We start from the raw sequence: 17,927 nt of genomic DNA, 5'->3' as shown, positions 1-17,927 counted from the left end.
TGGTTCGCGGATGTCATGCCGTGTCCTCCTGGGTGAGTGAAAGGAGGATCGGACAGGCGTCGGCGCGGCCATGGCCCGGGCAGGCCGTGATCAGCCGGTCCAGGCCGTCACGGATGCGTTCGAGCTCGGCGATGCGCCGGTCCATGTCGGCACGCTTGGCCTGGGCTGCCTGCCGGACCTTGGCCACGTCCTGCTCCTCGCTGAGCGCGAGCAGTCCGCGGATGTCCTCCAGGCTGAAGCCCAGGACCTTGGCCCGACGGATGAAGCGCAGCCGCTTGAGCTCGGTCTCGCCGTAGCGCCGGTAGCCGGAGGCCAGCCGGCCGGCGGGCTGCAGCAGGTGGTTGCGCTCGTAGTAGCGCACGGTGTCGATGGCGACGTCCGCGCGCCGGGCCAGTTGGCCAATGCTCCAGGTGTCCATGTCCGATCTCCTGTGCCGGCAGTCTGCGGTCTGGACCCGGGTCCAGAGTCAAGCGCTGGTGGAAGGGGCGGGATTCAGCCGCGGCGCCGCGGCGGTGCGCCGAAGGCAGGATCGGTGCTTACGCGGCGCGCCACCGTGCCGGGCGGGTTCACGTACCAGCCCGGGTCGCTGAAGTCTCCCGGGGCCTGGTGGTCGCGCACCTTCATCACGGTGAACATGCCGCCCATTTCGATGTTCCCGAACGGACCCTTGCCGGCCATCATCGCCAGCGTGTTTTCCGGGCCCGGCATGTGGCCGCTGTCGGTGTGTTCCTGGTGTTCGGACATGCCGTGCTGGCCCATGGCCATATAGCCCGGCAGCATCCTGCGGATCTTGTCCTCGACACCCGACTGGTCCACGCCCAGGGTGTTGGGGATCTCGTGGCCCATGGGCCCCATCGTGTGGTGCGACATGTGGCAGTGGAAGGCCCAGTCGCCGGCGATGGCGTCGAACTCGATGTCGCGCATCTGGCCGACGCCGACGATCTCGGTCACCTCCTTGCGCCAGCGCGACGCCGGCCAGCGGCCGCCGTCGGAGCCGGTGACATCGAACTGCACGCCGTGCAGGTGGATCGGATGGTTCCACATGCTCAGATTGCCGACGCGGATGCGCACGCGTTCGCCGGTGCGCGCCACCATCGGCTCGATCGCCGGATAGACCTTGGAGTTGAAGGTCCACAGGTCGAAGTCCTGCATCACCGCCGGATCCGGACGGCGCGTGCCCGGGTGCAGGGCGAAGTTGTGCAGCAGCAGCGCGTAGTCGCGGTCCACGGTGTCGCCGCCGCGCGGGTGGATGATGAACAGGCCCATCATGCCCATCGCCATCTGCACCATCTCGTCGGCGTGCGGGTGGTACATGTGGGTGCCGTGCTGCTTGAGCGTGAACTCGTACGCGAAGGTTTCGCCGGGCTGGATCTTCGGCTGGCTCAGGCCACCGACGCCGTCCATGCCGCTGGGCAGGATCAGACCGTGCCAGTGGATGGTGGTGGCTTCCTTCAGCCGGTTGGTGACGAAGATGCGCACGCGGTCGCCTTCGACCGCCTCGATCGTCGGACCGGGCGTGCCGCCGTTGTAGCCCCAGCAGATGGCCTTCGAACCCGGTGCGAACTCGTGCTCGAACTCTTCGGCGACGAGGTGGAACTCCTTGACACCGCCGTTCATGCGGTGGGGCAGGGACCAGCCGTTGAGGGTGCGGACCTTGCCGGCGCGGTGCCGGGCCGGTTCATCGGTCGTGTCGGGGGCGGGTGGCATCGCGTGGCCCGCATGGCCGCCGGACTGCGCGGCCGCCGTCGTGGTCACGAGGCCGGCGCCGGCGCCGAGCAGCAGGTTGCGTCGGGTGAGTTTCATGGCGTGGCTCCGTGGTGGTGCGAGTGGTCTTCCTTCGCGGGTTCGTCTTCGTCATTGTCTTCGGCGCCGGACTTGGGCGGCATGCCGTCATGTTCGGAAGCGTCGATCGGTTTGGACGCGGGCTCGGGCTTCGGTGCCGGCGGGCCGTGATCCATGCCCTCGTGCCCGGAGTGGTCCATGCCTTCGTGGCCGGTGCTTTCCGTCGGCTTGGGCTTGGCTCCGGCGCCTTCGTGCCCCGAATGATCCATGCCCTGGTGCTGCGAGTGGTCCATGCCGCCGTGACCGGAATGGTCCATCGCCGGTTGGGTACGCAGGATCTCCTGCACCTGCGGCGTGCGTGGCCCGATGTCGGCATCGCTGGGCAGGCGCTGGCCCACCGCGCGCGCCAGTTCGACCCGCGCCAGCCAGTAGTCGCGCACCGCCTCCAGGTAGCTCTGGTAGGCGTCGTATTCCGAGACCTTGGCCTGGATCAGCTCGAACACGCCGATCAGCATGAAGTTCTGCCGCTCCTGCTGGCGCGCGACGATGGCCTCGCGCTGCGGCACCAGGGCCTCGCGGTGCAGCGATACGACCTCGCGCATCGACGCCACCGTTTCGATGCCGGCGCCGACCGCGTGTTCGCTGGCCAGCTCGGCGCGTGAGACCCGGGCCAGCGCGCCGGCCAGCAGCGCTTCCGCGCGCGCCACCCTGGCCTGGCCCTGGTTGAAGACGGGCAGCTCGAGTTCCAGGCTCGGGCCCTTGAGGCGCTGGCCATCGGCTTCGGTTTCGCGCTCGTAGCCGATCTCGGTGCCGCCCAGCCAGCGCAGCGTGCGCGTCAGGCCCAGCGCGTCGGCCAACACTTCGGCTTCCTTGCGGGCGGCCAGCAGGTCGAGATTGCCCTCGCGCGCGAGCCGCACCAGCAGCGCGGGATCGTCTTCGCGCGGCACCGGCAGGGGCAGGGCTTCGCCGCTTTCCCAGCGCGCCTCGTCCCCGCGCAGGCCGAGCAGGGTGTTGAGCGCGAGCCGCTGGCGGCCGGCCTCGGCGCGGGCGTGCAGCGCGGCGATGCGCGCCTCGCTGGCGGCGGCCTGCTCCTGGCGCAGCTGCAGTTCGCTGATGTTGCCGGCGTCGAAGAAACGCTGCGCCAGCTCCGCGCTGGCGGAGGCGCCTTCCGCCACCGCGTCGCGCATCTCCGCGACCTGGCGGGCGGTGACATGCGCGTACCAGGCGGCTTCCACGTCGGCCACGACGCCCAGGACGGACGCGGCCACGTCGAAGCGCGCGCGCTCATGGTCGGTGGCGGCCAGCCGGGCACGGGCCGGAAGCACCAGCAGGTCCACCAGCGGCAGCGACAGGCCGACCGTGCGGTTGTGGCCCCCGCCGTCCAGCGACAGGCGCGAGAACGACAGCCGCGGGTTCTCGACCTGCACGGCCTCGAGCACCTCGGCGCGGGCCAGGCCCAGGCGCGCGTACTCTTCCTGCAGGCGCGGACTGCGCAGCATGGCGACGCGCAGCGCGGCGTCCAGGGTCATCGGCTGGTCCAGCCAGGCGCCGATGGCCTGGCGTTCGGCCGCGGGCGCGCCTACCGACGACCAGTCCACGGCGGGTCCGCCGCGCGATTGCAGCAGGGGGGCGAGATCGTCCGCGCGCGGCTGCGGCGCGAGGCTGGCGCAGCCGCCGAGCGCGGTCGCGATGGCCAGCGCCGACAAGGCGCGGGCGGGAAAACGGTTCATGAGTTGGCTCCGCATGTGATCGTTGTCCGGACGGGCCGGAGCCCGGAGGCCGGGCGGGATCAGGGGTCAGGGAACGGCGGGGTCCGCCGGGCGCGCGCTCAGGCGATCGGCGGGCGCAAGGACGGCAGCAGGGCCGGACCCGGCGCGATGCGCAGGGAAAACAGGGCGGCGGGTCCGTGCGGATGCACGGTGGCGGGCGCCAGCGCCAGGCACAGGGTGGCGGGCGCATGGTGCAGGCAGGTGCAGGTGCAGTCGCCGCCGTCGCAGCAGCCCAGGTCGGCCGGATCCGTCGGCGGCGGCTCGTCGGCGGCCACGTGGCCGGCATCGTCGTGGCAACTGGCGGCCGCGGCGGTTTCCGGTTCGGCCGGGCCCGCAGGCTGCGCCATAGCCGGCAGGCCGCTGGCCACCAGGGCCAGGACCATCAGACAGCGGGCGATCAGGGCGATCAGCGACATGGCCACAGTGTAATCCCAAAGCCGGGACCGGTCGCTCCGGCCCGGGATCGCGGCGCGGGCCTTTTTCGGCCCGGGCAAGTCCCCTATGCTCGGCGTCATTCGGTTTCCTGGCAGCATCATGGCGATTTTCAGGCTCGATCCCGCGCTGCGGATCAGCACACGGCGCGGACAGATCCTGGCCTGGCTTCCCGCGCAGGCGCGGCCGCGGATCCTGTCGGCCCGCACGGTGGAGCGCCTGGCCAGCGTGCTGGCCGGATTGGACCCGTCTGGCCTGCCGCCGGAGGAACTGCGCGACCTGCGCGACGCCGGCCTGCTGGTGTCGCCGTCGGCCGACCAGGCCGCCGCGCCCCCATCCATCGACCTGCCGGCACAGCACCCCTCGATCTCGGAGTTGCCTGCCCTGGTGCGCCAGGTCAGCCAGACCTGCCTCTTCCCTGGCGAGCGCGAGTTCGTCGCATGGAGCCCCTCGCTGCGTGCCTACTGCCGCCTGCCCGGCGCGCTGGCCTTGCGCCTGCTCGCGGCAGGCGAGGGCAAGGCCGTGCCGGACCTGCTCGCCGGGCTGGCGGCAGGAAGCCTGGACGAAGCCCGAGCGCGCGCGGGGCTGGCCCAACTGCTGGCGGCGGGCCTGCTGGTACCTGCGACGGCGACGCGCACCAAGCCGGTCGCGTCCACCTCGCCGATCGAAACCGATGCCGTGCACCTGGGTGAAGGCGATCCCTGGGCGGCACTGCAGCCCGACGGCCGCACGCCGATCTATTTCGTCACCCACCACGCCGACCACCTGCCGCTGGCCCTCGGCATGCTGCGCGCGCACCTGATGGCGCACCGCGGCGGCGAACTGCTCAGGCATTACCAGCCGCTGCCGATCGTCTCGGTCGGCGCGGACCAGATGCAGGCGCTCTATCGCCGCTTCGGTCCCGGCTTGTGGCTGTTCTCGAACTACATGTGGTCGCACGAGTACAACCGCGGCCTGTCCGCCGCCGCCAAGGCGGCCGACCCGCGCAACCTCACCATCCACGGCGGTCCCAGCGCGCCCAAGTACGAAGAGGCCTGCCAGCGGCACATGCAGGCCAATCCGCACGTGGACGTGGTGGTGCGCGGCGAGGGCGAGGCCACGCTGGTGGAGCTGCTGGAAGCCCTGGCGAAAGGCCAGGGCATCGACGCGCTCCGCGAGGTCGCCGGCCTGACCTACCGCTCCGGCCAGGCGCTGGTGCGGACCGCCGAACGGCACCGACTGGCGGCCATGGACGAGCTGCCGTCGCCGTATCTGTCGGGCATGTTCAACCACTACGGCGGCAAGGTGGTCGCGGCCATCCTCGAAAGCAATCGCGGCTGCCCCTACGCTTGCACCTTCTGCGACTGGGGCTCGGCGACACAACAGAAGATCCGCAGCTTCGACCTGGAGCGGGTGAAGGCCGAAATCGACTGGATCGGCCGCCAGCGCATCCGCGTGCTGTGGATCGCCGACGCCAACTTCGGCATCTTCAAGCGCGACGTGGACATCGCCGAACACGTCGCCGCCACCAAGGCCAGATACGGCTACCCGCGCGAGGTCGTGGTCAACTACCCGAAAAACGCCACCGAGAAGATCGCCGAGATCGTCAAGGTCTTCGCCCGCGCCGGCATCTGCAGCCAGGGCATCATCTCCATCCAGACCACCGACCCCGACACGCTGGCGGTGATCCGCCGCGACAACATCAAGACGAAGAAGTACGACGAACTCGGCGACATCTTCCGGCGCGAGAACCTGCCGCTGTCCACCGATCTGATGATTGGCCTGCCCGGCGCGACGGTGAAGAGTTTCAAGGGCGACCTGCAGTATTACTTCGACGACGACGTCGGCGTGAAGGCCTACCGCACCCAGCTGCTGCCCAACGCACCGATGTCGGACCCGGAGTACCTGCGCGAGAACCAGATCCGGGTGGACGCGCAGCAGTACCTGGTCTCGACCTCGAGCTACAGCACGGCCGACCTGGCGGAGATGCTGGAGATCTGGTCGGCCTTCGACATCGCCGACGGTTACGCGGTGCTGCGCTACGTGGCGCGTTTCCTGCAGTGGGAGCACGGCATCGCCGCGACCGAACTGATCCACGCCATCGTGCGAACGGTCCGGACGGCGCCGGCGGCCTATCCGGCCATCACCTGGCTGTTCCGGCATTTCCAGGCCGAACGCCAGGCCCTGGGCGGCTGGGGCCCGTTTTATGCCGAGATCGCCGACTTCGCCAGGCGCGAACTCGGCGTGCCGATGGACCCCGGTTTCCGCACCACGCTGCGGGTGAACGAGCTGATGATGCCGGGCGAGGGCCGCCGCTTCCCGGAAGTACACGCGCTCGAGCACGACTTCGCCGCCTGGTTCGACGCCAACGTGCGGGCTCGGGCGCCGGCGGCGCGCCTTCTGGCCGACTATCCGCCCGGGCGGCTGGAGATCACGGACCCGTACCGCATGTGCGAAACCGACTTCCACCGCATCGAGCAGTACGACAACCACCAGGTGTTCTTCGAGCTCGCGTCGAGTACCTCGCGCCGACGCTCGGTGCCGAACTTCGTCGAACAGCGGGCCTGACCGGCGCGCGGGTCAGGCCGAGTGCGCGAGCACCAGGCCACCCCGGCGGCGCCCGGTTCCCGCGGGCGAGCTGCGGACCAGCATGGCGAAGCGCCGCGTCGCGTCGACCAGTTCGCGCGGTGAAAGCGTGCCGAATCCGAGCAGGAAGCCGGCGCGATCGGGCGGATCGACGTAGCAGGGAGCGACCGTGTGCAGGCCCAGCCCGGCGCGCAGGCCCTGGGTCACCAGCGCCTCGCCCTGCGAGAGGTCGAGCCCCCGCAGCCAGACCATCAGGTGCATGCCGGTGCGCGCACGCAGCACCTCGACCTGGTCGCCCAGCTCGGCGGCGAGCGTGTCCTGCAGCAGCTTGCGGCGTTCGGACAGGCGACGGGTGATCTGGCGCAGGTGACGGTCGTAGCCGCCCTGGGCGATGAAGGACGCGAGCGCGAGCTGCTCCATCGGCGGACAGCCGGCGTCGGTGGCCCACTTGGCGGCGATGAAGTCGTCGCGCAGCGCGCGCGGCATCACCACGTAGCCCAGCCGGGCGGCCGGGAACAGCGTCTTGGAAAAACTGCCGACGTAGACCACGCGGCCGCTGCGGTCGAGCGACTGCAGCGAGAGCAGGGCGCCTTCCTCCTGGCGGAACTCGCCGTCGTAGTCGTCCTCGCAGATCCAGGACTGGTGCCGCTCGGCATAGTCGATCAACGCCTGGCGACGGGGCAGGCTCATCACGGCACCGGTCGGGAACTGGTGCGAGGGTGTCACGCAGACGAGCTTGGCGGTCTCGGCCGGAAGGCGGTTCACGCACAGGCCGTCCTGGTCGACCGGCACGCAGCGCAGGTTGGCGCCGTGCATCTGCAGCACGCGGCGGGCGCCGAAGTAGGCCGGCTCTTCCATGACCACCGCGTCGCCGGGGTCGAGCAGCACGCGCGACACCAGGGCCATCGCCTGCTGCACGCCGCCCACCACCAGGACATCGTCGGCTTCGCAGACCACGCCTCGGGTGCGGCCGATGTGGGTGGCGATGGCCTGGCGTAGCGCCGGCATGCCCTGCGACGGTGGATAGTTCAGCGGCAGGTCGTGTGCGGCGCGGGTGATCTCGCGCGCCCATTGCCGGGCCAGGGACGGATTGACCGTGGCGAAACCGTACTGGAAATCCAGCACCGCACCGGGGCGGCGTTTGCCCGGGATGTTGCCGTGGTCGTGCACCTGCCGGGCCCGTCGGCTGAATGCGCTCTGCGGATCCACGGTTGTGCGGGGCAGGGTGGGGCGCACCGGCAGGGTGGCGGTCGAAGGCGCGCTGACGAAACTGCCGGCGCCGACCCGGCCGGTGATCAGGCCTTCGGTGCGCAGCTGTTCGTAAGCCGCGACCACGGTCGCGCGCGACAGGCCGAGGCTGACCGCCAGGTCGCGGCTGGCCGGCAGGCGCGTGCCCTTGGGCAGGCGGCCGGTGGCCATGCTGGTTTTCAGCGCCCGTACCAATTGCCGGTACAGGCTGCCGTTGCCGTCGAGAAACAAGTCCATGGGCGACCTCCGGGTCGATTTAAGCCCCTGAAAGTACCGGGCGACAAGTCCAATTCCCGCGCCGCCGCCAGGACCAATGTGGTCCGGGTCCGGCGACCGGTCCATCGCATGCACCAGCCGCACGGCGTCGTGTGCCGGCGTTGCGCAGCGGCGCGACCCGCGCAAGCGCCGCACATCGTCAGACCAAGGCACGAGCATCGGGTTGCTGCGCGCTGCACCCATGCAGGCGTTAACGACTTGTAAACATCCTTGCACCGGCCGCGAGGCCTTTTGCCGTGGAGTTTTGCAGATGCAACATGATCGTTTGTCCCTTTCCATCAAGCGCGCGCTGCTCGTGGCCGCCGGATTGGCGCTGGCGCCTTCCGCCTTCGCCCAGGCCGATGCCGCGGCGGACGCTGAGTCTTCCATGCTCGACACCATCGAGGTCACCGGCTCGCGCCTGAAGCGCTCCGAGGTCGAGGGCGCCGTACCCGTGATCGTGATCAACCGCGAGCAGATCGACGTCAGCGGCGACGTGTCCGTGGCCGACGTTCTGCGCGACACCACTTTCGCGTCCTTCGGAAACATCCGCCCGCAGTCGGGCAATACGGCGCAGTCGCTTGCCACCATCAACCTGCGCGGTCTCGGTTCGGGCCGCACCCTGGTGCTGATCGACGGCCGCCGCGCCCCGACCAACCCGATGTTCGCCGCCGGCGGCTCCGACCTCAACGCGATCCCGCTCGCCGCGGTCGACCGCATCGAGATCCTGTCAGACGGCGCCTCGGCGGTGTACGGCTCCGAAGCCATCGGCGGCGTGGTCAACGTGATCCTGCGCAAGGACTTCAACGGCGCCGAGCTGCGCTACGGTTTCGGCCAGACCGAGGTCGAGGGTGCGGACACCGAAGAGATGTCGGGCGTGTTCGGCGCCTCCAACGACACCACCCGGATCATCGGCGGCTTCTCGGCCAACAAGCGCGGCATGCTCTACACGCGCGACCAGATTGGCGGCAACGAGCGCGGCGTCAGCGTCTACGGAAACAACTACGTCACGCCTGCGGGCCTGATCCGGGCGGTTCCGGGCTTCGACTGCACCCAGGGCGCGTTCTACATGACCGCCAATGGCCAGTGCTCGTTCAACTTCAACAGTGTGGCGGCCGACGAGGCCAAAGCCGGCACCAAGTCGGTGTTCACCCGCGGCGACCACCAGATCAACGACAACTGGTCCGTCTACGCGAGTGCGACCGTGACCAAGGTCGACACCTTCGGCCGCTACGCGCCGGTTCCCGGCGTGGTGGTGGTGGACGAGGGCACGCCCAACGACATCGTGGTCGGTGACGGCCAGTCCACCACCTACTACCACCGCTTCGCCGCGGCCGGCAACCGCGACACCTACACCGACTCGACCAACAGCGACTACCTGGTCGGCTTCGAAGGGCGCCTGGGCGACCGCGCCGGCATCGAATTCGGCCTGCGCCGCACCGACTACAAGTTCATCGAACTCGGCCGCGGCTTCATCGTCCGCGACCTGGCCGAGCAGTTCGCCAACGAAGGCCGTTACGACCTGAGCGATCCCTACGGCGCCGATCCGGAAGTGCTGGCCGGCATGACCGCGACGACCAGCCGCGAATCGCGCTTCAAGACCGACGAGGTCTTCGCGGTGATGGACTTCGACCTGTTCGAGATGGGCGGCGGCACGTCCAACGCCGTGGTCGGCGCCGAGTACCGCGACGACTACTTCCAGGACCTGTTCGACTCGCTGTCCGAGGCGGATCAGATCCTGGGCTCCTCGGGCAACTCGGCCTCGGGAACCCGAAAGGCCAAGGCGGCGTTCTTCGAATGGCTGCTGCCCTTCAGCACCGGCTTCGACGTCACGCTGGCCGGGCGCTTCGACGACTACAGCGACTTCGGCAATGCGTTCTCGCCGAAGGTGTCGATGCGCTGGTCGCCGCTGGATTCGCTGACCCTGCGCGCCTCCTACGGCCAGGGTTTCCGCGCCCCGCCGCTGGACATCCTGACCCAGAAGCCGGCCTTCTCGGCCCAGAGCGTCAGCGATCCGCAGTCCTGCATCGCCCTGGGCGAGGACCCCGACTGCGAACTGCAGGTCGACACCACGGTGCTCGGCGCACCCAACCTCGATGCCGAAGAGTCCACCCAGTACAGCGCCGGCTTTGTCTGGTCGCCGCTGGACTGGTTCGACATGAGCCTGGACTACTACAACATCGAGGTCGAGAACACGATCACCGCCGTCACCGCCCAGGACGTGGTGGACAGCGACCTGAACCCGGACCGCTTCGGCCCGATCCCGGCCGGCCTGCGCATCGTCCGCGACCCGGTCACCGGCCGCATCACCCAGATCGATTCGGGAACGGTCAACGCCGGCACGCTCAACACCTCCGGTATCGACGCCCGGTTCAACACCGACTTCGAACTCGGGGACGCCGGCTCGCTGAAAAACTCGCTCGTGGTGTCCTATGTCCAGGACTTCGTGGTCACCAACACCGCCGGCGTCGAGCTCGACCAGCTCGATCTCGATGGTGCGCCGGAGCTGCGCATGGCGCTGCAGAACAGCTACTCCTACGGCGACTGGGCGTTCGCCTGGAACGCCAACTACATTGGCCAGAACGGCGCTTACTCCAGCTACACCACGCACGACGTGCAGATCGCCTGGTCCGCACCGTGGGGCGGCCGCATCGCGGTCGGCGCCACCAACGTGGGCGATCGCTATCCGGAGCTGATCGACTTCGGCGGCCGTCCGTTCAACTTCAACCTCTACGACTCCTACGGCCGCACCACCTACCTGCGCTACACGCAGGCGTTCTGATCGGCTGAGCTGCTGTTCCCCGTTTGGCCCGCGGCGACCCCGCGGGCTTTTTTTTGCCGGGTCCAGCGATCGTCATGCGCGCACACGCCGCGCGCCCGCCACGCAAACGCGAATGACCCGACCGGGTCACGCAGGCACCAGATCGGGAATACCCTCCGAGCCCGGTCCGGGCAGACAATGTTCCTGTCAGCGATGCCACTCTCTCTCCAACGGCGCGCGACCCTGTGGCCCTTCAGAGTGGGGCTCGGACACACAGGGTCGCTCTCGCAGACACGGCCCGGGTCTCCCCGGGCCGTCTGCGTTTCCGGCGATGGAGGACGCGGCAGCCTGAAGGCCGCCACCAAGGTCAGGACGCGACCGCCTGCCGGACTTCCGAGGTGGTGCGCCCGAAGCGGGCCTTGAACGAGCGGCAGAACGCGCTCTTGCTCTCGAAGCCGATGGCCTCGGAGATGTCGCCGATGGTCAGGCGGGTGTCGGTGACCAGGCGCCAGGAATGGTCGACCCGCAGCCGCATCGCGTGTTCGGCCGGCGATTCGCCGAACACCTCGCGGTAGACCCGGATCAGGTGAGTCGGGGAATAGCGCGCGACCTCGGCCAGCGCCTCCAGGCCAACGCGCATGCCGTGGGCGTGTTCGATGGTGTTGTGCACGCGCAGCAGACGGTGCAGGCACTGCTCCTGCCGCAACCGGGTGCGGCCGCTGCAGCGCTGCAGCCGGACGGCCAGGTCGGATTGGGACTCCTGCAGCGCGGCGAGCAGCGCACCAAGCGGCATTGCCGCATCCGATCCGCGCTGGCGGCACCGGCGGAACAGCCGGACGATGAGCCGCCGGACTTCCCGGGGAACCGGCACGGTCCGGGTGTAGAGCGTGCCGGAGCCTGCGCCGTCGACCAGCGCACGGACACGCGATGTCCACAAGGTGGTCGGCGCCGCGATGCCGACGTACCAGGCCGGGGAGTGGGCGGCCAGCCGGAGCGCACCGTCCTGCCATGTCAGCAGGCTGCCCGCCGAAAGTTCCCACGACTGCCGTGCACTGTAGACGTTGACCCGGCCGCGCAGCGCGATCCACGCGGAAGACCAGCCGGCGGGCAGATCCACCTGGGTTCCGCGCTCGCTGGCGCGCACCAGGCTGAAGCGCGGCCGGGGCGAGGCAGCCAGCACCAGCGACTTGCCGAAACCAAGCGCATGCAATTCGGGAACATCGACTTCGTTAAGGGTCATGGCGGGCACTCCTTCCTGCGATTGGAAGACAGGCTAGGCGCAGGCCGCGCGCACGTACCGACCAATCGCCGCAGGCGGATTTCGGACCAATGCGCCGCGTTCATTCCACGTTCGGTTTGCCGGCCGGTGCCGCCCGGCGAAATGCAGGCGCCGGCACACGCTTGCGGGTCCGGTCTCACTTAAGGTCACGCCTGCATTCCAGGGGAGCGCCACCCGCATGACTCGTGCAACGACACGCCTGTTTTTGTTCACCGCGCTGCTGGCCGGCAGCCTCGACCTGGCCTACGCCTGCCTGATCGCGCCGTTCCGCGGTTACTCCGCGACCACGGTGCTGCAGGCCATCGCCAGCGGCGTGCTGGGGCCGGATGCATTCTCGGGCGGCGCGGACGTCATGGCGCTGGGCGTCATGCTGCACTTCATGATCATCGGCCTGATGGCGATGCCGCCCTGGCTGGCGATGGCGGCCTGGCCGCGGCTGGCCGGCCTGGTGGTGCCGCTGGGTCTGGGCTACGGCGCACTGCTGTACGTGGTGATGAACCACCTGGTGGTGCCGCTTTCGGCCGCACCGCTGAGACCGAACACGCAGTGGTCGCGGATCCTGCCGGAGCTCCTGGTGCACATGGTCCTGGTCGGACTGGTGCTGGCGCTGGGCGCGCGGCGGGCATCGTTGGCGCGCCGGTCGCGCGGCAGCTGAGGGCAGGATCGAGCGCCCTCTGGGCGCCTGGGGGGCTGGCCACTGGTCCGGCGGACGCCGGCGCCGGCATTGCTCCGCGTCTCCCCAATTGGAGGGAGGCGGCCGTCCAGCCTCCCGAACACACTGGATCGCAGGAACCCCGGCCCACGAACGACCTCCCCCAGGAGCCGTCATGTCTGCGATCCGTCCCTTCCTTGCGCTGCTCGTGCTCCTGGCGGTCGGCTGCAGCCGCGGCGGCGAACCGGGTGCACCGCCGCCGGCCGGCGTGAACGTCGCCGAGGTCGTGCAGAAAAAGGTGCGCGAATGGGACGATTTCACCGGCCGTCTGGAAGCACCGGAACGGGTGGAGATCCGGCCCCGCGTCTCCGGCTACCTGGCCGAGGTTGCGTTCGAGGAAGGCGCCCTGGTGAAGGCGGGCGACCTTCTCTTCCGGATCGATGACCGCGAGTACCGCGCCGCGGTGTCGCGCGCCGACCCGGCCGTCGTCTCCTCGAGCGAGGCGATTGCCACCGTCGGCCAGTTCGCGCGGGAAATGCTGCCGAACGGCATGAGCTTCGAGTGGACCGGCCTGACCTACCAGCAGGTCGGCCAGGGCAATGCCGGCCTGCTGGTGTTTCCGCTATGCGTGCTGCTGGTGCTGATGGTGCTGGCGGCGCTCTACGAAAGCTGGTCGCTGCCGTTCTCGGTGATCCTGATCGTGCCGATGTGCCTGTTGTTCGCGCTCGGCGGCGTGTGGATCACCGGCGGCGACAACAACGTATTCGTGCAGATCGGCCTGGTCGTGCTGATGGGCCTGGCCTGCAAGAACGCCATCCTGATCGTCGAGTTCGCGCGGGAGCTCGAGGGGCAGGGCAGGACACCGGTGCAGGCGGCGATCGAAGCCTCGCGGCTGCGCCTGCGACCGATCGTGATGACGTCGTTCGCCTTCATTGCCGGTGTGGTGCCGCTGGTGCTGGCTTCGGGCGCCGGCGCCGAGGTCCGCAACGTCATGGGCGTGACCGTGCTCGCCGGCATGCTCGGCGTGACCCTGTTCGGCCTGTACCTGACGCCGGTGTTCTACTCGGCGATCAGGCGCCGCACTCTGCGGGGCGCGACGGCCGACGAACCCCTGTCGACAAGCTCGACGCCGGGCATACACGCGGAGCGGGATCGCATGCCGCCGCATGGCCATCATTCCTGATGCCTGGAGGCCGCCAGCGCACCGGCGGCCGGGCAGGGGATGCCCTCATGCGGCCGTCGACAGCTTCGCTTTCGCCTCCCGGACGTCGCGCACCGGCGGTGCGCCGTAGAGCCGGGCGTACTCGCGCGTGAACTGGGGCACGCTCTCGTAGCCCACGGCATACGCCGCCTGGCTGGCCGAGGCCCCCTCGGAAAGCATCCGGCGCCTCGCCTCGATCAGCCGCAGCTGCTTCTGGAACTGCAGCGGCGACAGCGACGTGACGTCGCGGAAGTGCTGGTGGAAACTCGATGGACTCATGCCCGCCGCCTCGGCGAGTCGCTCAACGCGCAGCGGCTGCGCATATTGGGCGCGGATCAGGGACACCGCGCGGGCCACGCGCTGCGCGCTACCGTCGGCCGCACCCAGATGGCGGATCGCCGGACCGTGCCGGCCGGCGAGCAGCCAGTAGTGCATTTCGCGCAGGAGTTCGGCCCTGAGCACCTGCGCGGCGGCGGGCCGGTCGATCAGGCGCATCAGGCGCAGGGCCGCGTCTGCGACGTCCGTGTCGGTGGGCTCGACCCGCACGGGCCCGCCTAGACCTTCCCGGGCCACATCCATCTCCAGGACGAGGGACTTGATGACCGCCGGGTCGAGATCAAGGACCAGCGAGTAATAGGGTGCCGCGGCGTTCGCGCGGGTGATCTGGCTGACGGTGGGAATGTCGGCGGTGATCAACAGGGAGTCGCCCGCGCCGAAGTCGTAATTCTGGTTGCCCACCATCACGCGCTTGCTGCCCTGGACCACCAGGGCGACCAGGGGCCTCGAGATGGCGTAGAGCAGTTCGCTGGGCCGGGTCGCGCGGATGCAGGTCAGGCCCGGGATGGGGGTGACGGCCACGCCCTGGGCGTCGGCTTGGAAATCGGCGAAGCGCCGGACGGCGTCGAGGAGGGTATCGGCCATGGCGGTACGGTAGGCCGGGGCAGGGGCGGACGCAAGGTCACCTGTACGAAAAGGCAAGAATCATGGGTGATCAGGCAATCGAATTTCCTTTCAGGCTCAAGTTAGAAGCGCATTCTGGGGTAAAGGAGCGATAGTCAGGAGATATAGGCAAGAAAATCAGAGAAACCCACAACCTGGGGAAAGGTCGGCGCCGAAGACTGTGCCCGTGCATTCCGCACACCTCCAAAGGACCCCAGCCATGAGCAAGATTTCCCTCGTCACCGGTGCCAGCCGCGGCCTTGGCCGCAATACCGCGATCAGCATCGCCGCCCGCGGCGGCGACGTCATCCTGACCTACCGCACCGGCGCGGCTGAAGCGCAGGCTGTCGTCGACCAGATCCAGGCCCTTGGCCGGAAGGCCGTGGCGCTGCCGCTGGACGTGGCCAATGTGGCCAGCTTCCCGGCCTTCGTCACCCAGGTGCGCGCGGCGCTGCACCGGACCTGGAACCGCGACAGCTTCGACCATCTGGTCAACAACGCCGGGCACGGCGAAATGGCCGCCTTCACCGACACCAGCGAAACCCAGTTCGACGCGCTGTTCGACGTGCACGTCAAGGGCGTGTTCTTCCTGATCCAGTCGCTGCTGCCGCTGCTGGCAGACGGCGGCCGCATCGTCAACTATTCCTCGGGCCTGACCCGGGTGACGTTCCCGGGCTTTTCGGCCTACACGGCGGCGAAGGGTGCCGTCGAAGTCCTGTCGGTGTGCCTGGCTCGGGAACTGGGCAGCCGCGGCATCACGGTCAATACCGTCGCCCCGGGCGCGATCGAAACCGATTTCCTCGGGGGCGCGGTGCGCGACATGCCCGAGCTCAACAAGCAGTTCGCCGACATGATCGCCCTGGGCCGCGTCGGCGTGCCCGACGATATCGGCCCGATGATCGCGAGCCTTCTGGGCCCGGACAACCGCTGGGTCACCGGCCAGCGCATTGAAGTATCCGGCGGCCAGGTGATCTGACATCCCCGGATGAACCCGCCGCGCCGGCGATCCCGGCGCGGCGGCCGGGGGTGGAAGCGGGAAGGATCAGGCAGACCGATGCTGCCGCGCGGCTCATCGCCAAGCCCTATTCTTGTATTGACATAATATACATTATGCGCATATCAAGTCAGGCATTGGAGCCACCGCTGCCGGCCTTCCGGCGGCCACTGCCGGACTTCTTGCCGCCGCCATCAAGCTTGTTCACGGTCGCCCAGGCCCGCCGTTCCGCTGTGGCCTTGGAGACGCCCCGGTCCCGGTAGCTTTGCTCGATGTGCTCGGCCTGGCGCTTTTGCTTGCCGGTGTAGCTGGACTTGTCGCCGCGCGGCATGGCGTGCTCAGTGCGGTTCGGCCGTGCCGCCGAGCAGCTCGTCCGTGGCCTGGCGGTCGCGCGCGCTGGCGATGTTGGCCAGCGACACGAAGCCGACCAGGCGCTTCTCGCGCGACACCACCGGCAGGCGCCGGACCTGCAGCTCAGCCATGTTCGTCGCGACCTCCTCGACGCTCTGGTCGTCGAAGCAGTACCGGATCCCGTCGGACATCACCGATTCGACGGTCGCCGAGGACTCCATGCCGCCGGCGATCCCCCGGATCACCAGGTCGCGGTCGGTCACCATGCCGATCAGCCGCTCGTTGCGCTGGATGGGCAAGCTGCCGATGTCGCAGTCGCGCATCATCCGGGCGGCATCCCGGAGGCTCATCTCGGGTTCGACCACGTACACCTCGGCGGTCATCACGTCGCGGACGTTCATGCAGTTCTCCTTGCCGGCTTGCCAGAAGACATACAGGAACCGTGCCACTTCGCCCACCCCTGGAAATACCCGTCCCATGGCGTTCGCGCCGGGCTCCCAGCCGAGTTCGGGCGCGGCCGTGGACGGCGGATTTTCAAGTCCGCGAAAAACTTTCCTTGGTTACGGCGTGACGCGGCACGCCGGGGACAGGCTGTCGTGGACGCCGAGGCGACGGCCGGGCGCGCAGGCCGGGCAGCCAGGGTCGGGCGCCAGGCGGGTTTCGCGGAAACGCATGCGCAGCGCATCGAAATGCAGCAGCCGGCCCGCCAGCGAATCGCCCAGGCCCAGGATGAGCTTGAGGACCTCGGTGGCCTGGAGCAGCCCGATCACGCCCGGCAGCACACCCAGCACGCCGGCCTCGGCGCAGTTGGGTGCGTCCTCTGGCGCCGGCGGTTCCGGGAACAGGCAGCGGTAACACGGTGCCTCGCCGCGGCGACGCCCGGCGTCGAACACGCTGACCTGGCCCTCGAACCGGTGCACCGCGCCGTAGACCAGCGGCTTGCCCAGCAGCACGCAGGCATCCGAAAGCAGATAACGCACCGGGAAGTTGTCGGCGCCGTCCAACACCACGTCCACGTCGCGCACCAGCGCCTCGACGTTGTCGGCCGTGACGCGCACCGGCGCCGTCTCGACCGCCAGCCTCGGATTGAGCGCAGACAGCGCGGTCCGGGCCGATTCGACCTTGGCCACCCCGATGCGTGCCTCGGTATGCAGGATCTGCCGCTGCAGGTTCGAGCGGTCCACGACGTCGTCGTCCGCCAGGACCAGCGTACCCACGCCCGCCGCGGCCAGGTAATACGCCGCGGGCGATCCCAGGCCACCGGCGCCGACAACGAGCACCCTCGCCTCCGCCAGTCGCCGCTGTCCGTCGAGCCCGACCTGCGGCAGGCGCAGATGGCGGGAATAGCGCTCCAGAAAATCCGCGTCCTCGCGGGCGCCCGGCATTTCCGGCAGCCCTTCCGCACGCCAGCGCTCGAAGCCGCCGGACACGGAAACCGGCCGCGCGTAGCCCGCGGCGGCCAGCGCCTGAGCCGCCAGCAGCGAACGCTTTCCGCTGCCGCAGATCAGCAGCACTTCGGCCGCCGGATCCGCCGCCCAGCGGCCGGGCTCGGCTTCAAGCGCCGCGCGCGGTACCGCCAGGGCACCTTCGGGCAGGCCCAGTGCGTGTTCGCCGGGCTCGCGCACGTCGATCAGCAGGCGGCCCGCGGCCTGGCGTGCGAGCGCCTGGGCCGGGGTGATTTCCTCGATGTCGCGCATGG

The 17,927-nt window shown here is 69.4% G+C and carries 14 protein-coding genes and 2 pseudogenes; 6 read left to right on the top strand and 10 right to left on the bottom strand.

The window, feature by feature from the left end; genetic code table 11:
* Positions 1 to 13: 13 nt before the first annotated feature.
* The 4 genes from E1B00_RS02395 to E1B00_RS15510 all read right to left on the bottom strand — a co-directional run bounded on the left by E1B00_RS02395 (position 14) and on the right by E1B00_RS15510 (position 3,967).
* Positions 14 to 418 carry a heavy metal-responsive transcriptional regulator gene (locus E1B00_RS02395; RefSeq protein WP_139445241.1) on the bottom strand — a complete coding sequence of 135 codons (405 nt, stop codon included), beginning with the start codon at positions 416 to 418 and terminating at the stop codon, positions 14 to 16.
* 74 nt (positions 419 to 492) lie between these two features.
* Positions 493 to 1,803, bottom strand: coding sequence for a multicopper oxidase family protein (locus E1B00_RS02390; RefSeq protein WP_139445239.1), 1,311 nt, complete (start codon positions 1,801 to 1,803; stop codon positions 493 to 495).
* On the bottom strand, positions 1,800 to 3,512 hold the full coding sequence (locus tag E1B00_RS02385; protein ID WP_176693092.1) for a TolC family protein: 1,713 nt from the start codon (positions 3,510 to 3,512) through the stop codon (positions 1,800 to 1,802). The genes E1B00_RS02390 and E1B00_RS02385 overlap by 4 nt, the downstream gene beginning before the upstream one ends.
* 98 nt (positions 3,513 to 3,610) lie before the next feature.
* Positions 3,611 to 3,967 (bottom strand): CopL family metal-binding regulatory protein, encoded by a 357-nt coding sequence (locus E1B00_RS15510; RefSeq protein WP_176693091.1) that lies wholly within the window; start codon positions 3,965 to 3,967, stop codon positions 3,611 to 3,613.
* Positions 3,968 to 4,085: 118 nt separating this feature from the next.
* Between E1B00_RS15510 and E1B00_RS02375 the strand changes: the two genes are divergently transcribed.
* A complete protein-coding gene (locus E1B00_RS02375; protein ID WP_176693090.1) occupies positions 4,086 to 6,530 on the top strand; it encodes a B12-binding domain-containing radical SAM protein in 2,445 nt (814 codons plus the stop codon).
* A gap of 12 nt (positions 6,531 to 6,542) precedes the next feature.
* Here E1B00_RS02375 and pdxR read toward each other — a convergent pair whose 3' ends face one another.
* Positions 6,543 to 8,033: a MocR-like pyridoxine biosynthesis transcription factor PdxR gene (pdxR, locus tag E1B00_RS02370; protein ID WP_176693089.1), complete on the bottom strand. Its 1,491-nt coding sequence runs from the start codon at positions 8,031 to 8,033 to the stop codon at positions 6,543 to 6,545.
* 304 nt (positions 8,034 to 8,337) lie between these two features.
* Between pdxR and E1B00_RS02365 the strand changes: the two genes are divergently transcribed.
* Positions 8,338 to 10,833: a TonB-dependent receptor plug domain-containing protein gene (locus tag E1B00_RS02365; RefSeq protein WP_176693088.1), complete on the top strand. Its 2,496-nt coding sequence runs from the start codon at positions 8,338 to 8,340 to the stop codon at positions 10,831 to 10,833.
* A 346-nt stretch (positions 10,834 to 11,179) separates the two neighbouring features.
* Here E1B00_RS02365 and E1B00_RS02360 read toward each other — a convergent pair whose 3' ends face one another.
* A complete protein-coding gene (locus E1B00_RS02360; RefSeq protein ID WP_139445228.1) occupies positions 11,180 to 12,052 on the bottom strand; it encodes a helix-turn-helix domain-containing protein in 873 nt (290 codons plus the stop codon).
* 217 nt (positions 12,053 to 12,269) lie between these two features.
* Here E1B00_RS02360 and E1B00_RS02355 point away from each other — a divergent pair, with 217 nt between their 5' ends.
* The 3 genes and pseudogenes from E1B00_RS02355 to E1B00_RS02350 form a co-directional block, all read left to right on the top strand.
* The gene (locus E1B00_RS02355) at positions 12,270 to 12,746 is read left to right on the top strand and encodes a hypothetical protein (RefSeq protein ID WP_139445226.1); all 477 of its coding nucleotides are present in this window, start codon (positions 12,270 to 12,272) and stop codon (positions 12,744 to 12,746) included.
* Between the two features lie 172 nt (positions 12,747 to 12,918).
* Positions 12,919 to 13,152, top strand: a pseudogene (locus E1B00_RS15920) (efflux transporter periplasmic adaptor subunit); the annotation flags it as partial.
* Positions 13,153 to 13,206: 54 nt separating this feature from the next.
* Positions 13,207 to 13,926 (top strand): annotated as a pseudogene (locus tag E1B00_RS02350) (efflux RND transporter permease subunit); the annotation flags it as partial.
* Between the two features lie 45 nt (positions 13,927 to 13,971).
* Here the strand turns inward: E1B00_RS02350 and E1B00_RS02345 are convergent.
* Complete coding sequence (locus E1B00_RS02345; RefSeq protein ID WP_139445222.1) at positions 13,972 to 14,865, bottom strand: AraC family transcriptional regulator; 894 nt, start codon at positions 14,863 to 14,865, stop codon at positions 13,972 to 13,974.
* Positions 14,866 to 15,103: 238 nt separating this feature from the next.
* Between E1B00_RS02345 and E1B00_RS02340 the strand changes: the two genes are divergently transcribed.
* Positions 15,104 to 15,859 carry an SDR family NAD(P)-dependent oxidoreductase gene (locus tag E1B00_RS02340; RefSeq protein WP_139445220.1) on the top strand — a complete coding sequence of 252 codons (756 nt, stop codon included), beginning with the start codon at positions 15,104 to 15,106 and terminating at the stop codon, positions 15,857 to 15,859.
* 148 nt (positions 15,860 to 16,007) lie between these two features.
* Here the strand turns inward: E1B00_RS02340 and E1B00_RS02335 are convergent, their stop codons facing one another.
* The 3 genes from E1B00_RS02335 to moeB form a co-directional block, all read right to left on the bottom strand.
* On the bottom strand, positions 16,008 to 16,208 hold the full coding sequence (locus tag E1B00_RS02335; protein ID WP_139445219.1) for a hypothetical protein: 201 nt from the start codon (positions 16,206 to 16,208) through the stop codon (positions 16,008 to 16,010).
* A gap of 7 nt (positions 16,209 to 16,215) precedes the next feature.
* Positions 16,216 to 16,629, bottom strand: coding sequence for a CBS domain-containing protein (locus E1B00_RS02330; protein ID WP_139445218.1), 414 nt, complete (start codon positions 16,627 to 16,629; stop codon positions 16,216 to 16,218).
* A gap of 159 nt (positions 16,630 to 16,788) precedes the next feature.
* Entirely contained in the window at positions 16,789 to 17,925 is a 1,137-nt protein-coding gene (moeB, locus tag E1B00_RS02325; protein WP_139445216.1) for a molybdopterin-synthase adenylyltransferase MoeB, read from the bottom strand.
* Between the last annotated feature and the right edge of the window lie 2 nt (positions 17,926 to 17,927).

Origin of the sequence: Arenimonas terrae, from assembly GCF_006265115.1 — a bacterium.
GTDB lineage: Bacteria > Pseudomonadota > Gammaproteobacteria > Xanthomonadales > Xanthomonadaceae > Arenimonas > Arenimonas terrae.
Note: the sequence above shows the minus strand (reverse complement) of the source record. Positions and strands in the feature narration are given on the sequence as shown.

Coding starts and splice junctions, on each gene's coding strand:
- E1B00_RS02395 (WP_139445241.1), bottom strand. CDS start 418: ATGGACACCTGGAGCATTGGCCAACTGGCCCGGCGCGCGGACGTCGCC.
- E1B00_RS02390 (WP_139445239.1), bottom strand. CDS start 1,803: ATGAAACTCACCCGACGCAACCTGCTGCTCGGCGCCGGCGCCGGCCTC.
- E1B00_RS02385 (WP_176693092.1), bottom strand. CDS start 3,512: ATGAACCGTTTTCCCGCCCGCGCCTTGTCGGCGCTGGCCATCGCGACC.
- E1B00_RS15510 (WP_176693091.1), bottom strand. CDS start 3,967: ATGTCGCTGATCGCCCTGATCGCCCGCTGTCTGATGGTCCTGGCCCTG.
- E1B00_RS02375 (WP_176693090.1), top strand. CDS start 4,086: ATGGCGATTTTCAGGCTCGATCCCGCGCTGCGGATCAGCACACGGCGC.
- pdxR (WP_176693089.1), bottom strand. CDS start 8,033: ATGGACTTGTTTCTCGACGGCAACGGCAGCCTGTACCGGCAATTGGTA.
- E1B00_RS02360 (WP_139445228.1), bottom strand. CDS start 12,052: ATGACCCTTAACGAAGTCGATGTTCCCGAATTGCATGCGCTTGGTTTC.
- E1B00_RS02355 (WP_139445226.1), top strand. CDS start 12,270: ATGACTCGTGCAACGACACGCCTGTTTTTGTTCACCGCGCTGCTGGCC.
- E1B00_RS02345 (WP_139445222.1), bottom strand. CDS start 14,865: ATGGCCGATACCCTCCTCGACGCCGTCCGGCGCTTCGCCGATTTCCAA.
- E1B00_RS02340 (WP_139445220.1), top strand. CDS start 15,104: ATGAGCAAGATTTCCCTCGTCACCGGTGCCAGCCGCGGCCTTGGCCGC.
- E1B00_RS02335 (WP_139445219.1), bottom strand. CDS start 16,208: ATGCCGCGCGGCGACAAGTCCAGCTACACCGGCAAGCAAAAGCGCCAG.
- E1B00_RS02330 (WP_139445218.1), bottom strand. CDS start 16,629: ATGAACGTCCGCGACGTGATGACCGCCGAGGTGTACGTGGTCGAACCC.
- moeB (WP_139445216.1), bottom strand. CDS start 17,925: ATGCGCGACATCGAGGAAATCACCCCGGCCCAGGCGCTCGCACGCCAG.